The 4,330-nt window shown below is 56.2% G+C and carries 4 protein-coding genes; 3 read left to right on the forward strand and 1 reads right to left on the reverse strand.

All coding sequences use genetic code 11. From position 1 onward, the window contains the following. A partial coding sequence (locus tag AB7F49_RS38575; RefSeq protein ID WP_428533067.1) for a flavin-containing monooxygenase occupies positions 1 to 1,460 on the reverse strand: 1,460 nt, incomplete at its 3' end. A gap of 274 nt (positions 1,461 to 1,734) precedes the next feature. On the opposite strand from AB7F49_RS38575, the gene AB7F49_RS38580 reads away from it, so the two are divergent. The 3 genes from AB7F49_RS38580 to AB7F49_RS38590 all read left to right on the forward strand — a co-directional run. Further along, positions 1,735 to 2,928, forward strand: a complete 1,194-nt coding sequence (locus AB7F49_RS38580) for an amino acid ABC transporter substrate-binding protein (protein WP_428533070.1) — start codon at positions 1,735 to 1,737, stop codon at positions 2,926 to 2,928. Between the two features lie 89 nt (positions 2,929 to 3,017). Continuing rightward, the gene (locus tag AB7F49_RS38585; protein WP_428533073.1) at positions 3,018 to 3,911 is read left to right on the forward strand and encodes a branched-chain amino acid ABC transporter permease; all 894 of its coding nucleotides are present in this window, start codon (positions 3,018 to 3,020) and stop codon (positions 3,909 to 3,911) included. Next, positions 3,908 to 4,330 (forward strand): ABC transporter permease subunit (locus AB7F49_RS38590; protein WP_428533076.1); only part of this gene is annotated, 423 nt, incomplete at its 3' end. The genes AB7F49_RS38585 and AB7F49_RS38590, both read left to right, overlap by 4 nt.

Below are 4,330 nucleotides of genomic sequence, written 5' to 3' on the forward strand. Positions count from 1 at the left end.
ACATGGAAGAACCATTGATCCTCGGCCGATTGCTTCGCTTCGACCGAATTCATTCCATGTTTGCGGACGAAATCCACGCAATCGGCGATCCAGTCCACACTCTGCTCAATCGAAGTCACCATATTGGAGAATACGGACGGGCTCCCCGGTCCGGTGATCGTGAACATGTTGGGGAAGCCGGCAATAGCAAGCCCAAGCAACGTCTTGGGCGCTTCGTTCCATTTGTCGGCGAGCTTCATACCGTTGCGGCCGGTGATATCGATCTTGCGAAGCGATCCAGTCATCGCATCGAATCCGGTCGCGAGCACGATCGCGTCCAGCCGGTAATCGCCTTTCGTAGTTCGAACGCCGGTCTCAGTCAGTGTCTCAATCGGCTCTTCTTTCAGATCAATCAGCGTGACATTGTCGCGATTGAATGTCTCGTAATAATGGGTATCGACACAGAGCCGTTTCGAGCCGATCGGATGGTCACGCGGCATGAGCTTGCGCGCCATCTCAGGATCTTTGACGATGCCCGCGATCTTGCGCCGGACAAATTCGGCGGCCGCATCGTTCACCCGTTTGCTGGTGACAAAATCGGTGGCAGCATAGAGGAAGGCAAGCCCGCCCATCTGCCAGCGCTCCTCGAAAATGCGGTCCAGTTCCTCATCGCTAAGCGACTCTCCTGGAAAGCCATTCTGCCGCATGAGCGCATTATTGCGGGTTCCGCGGGCCGCTATCCTTCGCTCGCGATAGTTTTCTTTCCATTCCCTCTCGTATTCTGCCCCCATCGGGCGGTTATGGCCCGGGATGCTGAAATTCGCCGTGCGCTGGAAAACTGCCAAATGCTTCGCCTGCACCGCTAGATGCGGCGTTATCTGCACGCCGGTTGCTCCGGTTCCAATCAAGCCGACCTTGAGGCCAGAGAACTCAACGCCCTCCGCAGGCCACTCCATCGTGCGGTAAATCTTACCTTTAAAGATGTCCAAACCTTTGATTGCTGGATCGATCGGAATTGAAAGGCAGCCGGTGGCCATAACGCAGAACCGACAACAGAAGCACTCGCCCTTCTCCGTGACGATCGTCCACAGCGATCGGCCCTCATCAAATGTCGCAGACACGACCCTTGTGTTGAACTGCAGTTGCTTCCGCAGGCCGAGCCGATCCGCGACGAAATTCATGTAGCGGAGGATTTCCGGCTGCGGGGCATAACGCTCGCTCCAGCTCCATTCCTGCTGAATCTCCTCCGAAAATGAATACGAGTATTGTACGCTTTCGATATCGCAGCGCGCGCCCGGATAGCGATTCCAAAACCAAGTTCCGCCGAGTCCGTCGCCCGCTTCCAGCGCGCGAACCGAGCAGCCAATTTCCTGCATACAGTAGACACTGTAGAGACCGGCAAAGCCCGCTCCCACGACAATCACATCGTAGTAGGTGCCAATCGTGCTCGCTTCGTCTCTGACCAACACTTGCTCGGTCATTATCTTCCTCCAGACCGCCCCGTTTGGGGTGGCTCGTCGCACCTTGTTCTGCTGCGTTCGGGGCGTACACGGAACGTGCAGCGCGATTGTTGTTATGTCAACAGTATTTGGGTGATTTGTAAGCATCGCCTACATCTGCGGCAGAATTTTCCTTGACATAACAACGATCGACAACGAGGATTGCTATAACAGCCCGCAAGAGGCTGAACACTACGCGCAAAGCAATAACCCGGGACGTTCCGGAGTCCAGCAAGGGTCATGGGAGGACTGATCAATGAAAAATAGGTGGTTTCGCGCACTCGTTTTGGCGGCCGGCGCGCTGGCGGCGGGCTGGGCGACAGCCGCCTCCGCCCAAGACGGCAAGAAGGAAATCGTCTTCGGTTTCAGCGCATCGCTGACCGGAAAATTTGCGACCGAGGCAACCGATCTGAAACACGGATATCAGCTTTGGGCTGACGAGGTGAACCGCGCTGGCGGCATTTCTGTCAAGGGACAGAAGCTGCCGGTCAGGCTAGTCGAATATGATGATGCAAGCGATGCGAACGCCGCGATTCGCAATTACGAGCGGCTGATAACCAGGGACAATGTCGATTTCATTCTCAGTCCGTGGGGAAGTGGTCACAACTTCGCGATCTCGGCGATCGCGGAGAAATACAAATACCCCTCGGTTCTCGCGACTGCTGCCGCAGACCGGATCTTCGAGCGGAAGTTCAAGTATATTTTCGCGGCAACGCAGGTCGCTTCAAGCTTTTACGAGGCGCTCGGCGACTATCTCGAGACGGTGAAGGGCGAGATCAAGACCGTAGGGATTGCCTACGAGAATTTCCTGTTCACTCAGAGCTTGCACGATCATCTGCTCAAGAAGCTTGCGGCGGTTGGCGTGAAGGTGGTTGCCGACGAGCAATATCCTTTGGGCGGGCAGGATTTCACCGCATTGCTCACGAAGATGAAGGCTGCGAATCCCGATGCATTCATCGCCATCAATATCATGCCCTCGTCGGTCTACCTTACGAGGCAAATGGCGGAGGTCGGCTTCAAGCCCAAGCTCTATGCCGTGAATATCGGTCCGATGTATGCGCAGGAATTTATCGGGCAACTCGGCAAGAGCGCAGAGCGTGTCGTCGAGAATGGCTTCTGGCATCCGGCTCTTCCCTACAAGGGTGCGCAGGCCTTCTACGATGAGTTCGAGAAGCGCTACAAGAAGCCACCGTCCACCGATGCCACCTATGCCTATATCGCAGGGACGATCATGCAACAAGCGATCGAAAAGGCGGGCACCCTTGACCGCGAGAAAGTCGCCGACATGCTGCGAACCGGGAAGTTCGACACAATCCTCGGGGACTATGAGTTCGACGACCGGGGCGTCAACAAGGACCAGTTAAGCTTCATTACGCAGGTCCAAAACGGCAGGCGTGTTGTCGTGTGGCCGAAGTCGGTTTCGAGCTCCAGCATCCAGTTGCCATACTAACCGATCCAGTCCGAACCTCTGTACCTACAACGACGTGAGGAGCGAAGCTTTCATGCTTCGCTTCTCACGACCTCTAGGAACTTGGCACGGTGACGACAACGACATTCCTGCAATTACTGGTCTTCGGGCTTGTTTGGGGCGGGCTCTACGCGCTCATTGCCAGCGGCTTGAACATCGTCTTCGGAGTGATGAAGATCCTCAACATCGCTCATGGCGAGCTGTTGATGATCGGCGCGTATATAAGCTTTTGGATGTTCACGCTCTGGCATGTAAGCCCTCTCGTCAGTGTGCCGATCGCCGCGGTCGCCATGGGGTTGCTCGGCATCGCCATTCAGAAGGCACTGGTCGAGCCTATCGGAGAGCGAATTCGCTCCGTCGCCGGCTTCGAAAACGCCACTCTCATTGTCTTCTTCGGCGTATTGCTGATTTTGCAGAACCTCGCGACGCAACTCTGGACCGCCGATTATCGAGTCACAAGCTACCTCACAGCGCCCGTGAACTTGGGCTTCGACCTTTCGGTCGCGGCCAACCGTCTCGTGGTGCTGGCTTGCGCGATCGTCCTTACCATTCTGATGTTCTTGTTCCTCCGATACACTTTCGCCGGAAAAGCCATCCGCGCGGTCAGTCAGGATCGCGACACCGCGCGTCTGATGGGCATCGATGCCAAGAATATCGGGTTGCTCGGTTTCGGCCTTGCTGCCGCCATCGCTGGCGCGGCCGGCGCGCTCGCCAGCATGATCTATGTGATCACACCGACGATCGGCTTGCTATTCACGATCAAAGCTTTCACGGTGATGGTCATTGGCGGCCTCGGAAACCAGGTCGGCATCTTCCTGGCCGGCCTGGCGCTGGGCGTACTGGAATCGTTCGCGAGCTATGCGATCGGCGCTGAATTCAAGGATGCGACCGGCTATATTTTGCTGATCGGCTTCATTCTCTGGCGCGCCAGAACCTCGGCGGCTTTTGCCGGAGAAATCAAGTGAAGATCGCCGGATTGATCGGCCTCTGGGTCACACTCGCGGCCATCCTGATTGCGCTACCGTTCTGGGTGTCGGCCTATTACGTCTCCCTCGCCGTGACGCTGTTAATGGCCATCACCCTCGCCACCAGCTGGAACGTGTTCTCTGGCATGACCGGTTATGTGTCGCTTGGACAGGGCATTTTCTTTGGGATCGGTGCCTATAGCTTCGCGGTTAGCCATGTCCTGTTCGAATTGCCGCCTGCCCTCTGTTTTATGATCAGCGCCCTCATCCCCGCACTATCAGCAACGGTTATCGGTTACGTTCTCCTCAGCACGCGCATGAGAGTCGCGTATTTCGCAGTCATCATGCTGGGATTGAATGAAATCACCAAAACAATCGTCGCCAACACCAAGGCGATCGGATCGTCGTACGGCATAAGC

The organism is Pseudorhodoplanes sp. (genome assembly GCF_050250235.1).
Lineage (GTDB): Bacteria > Pseudomonadota > Alphaproteobacteria > Rhizobiales > Xanthobacteraceae > Pseudorhodoplanes.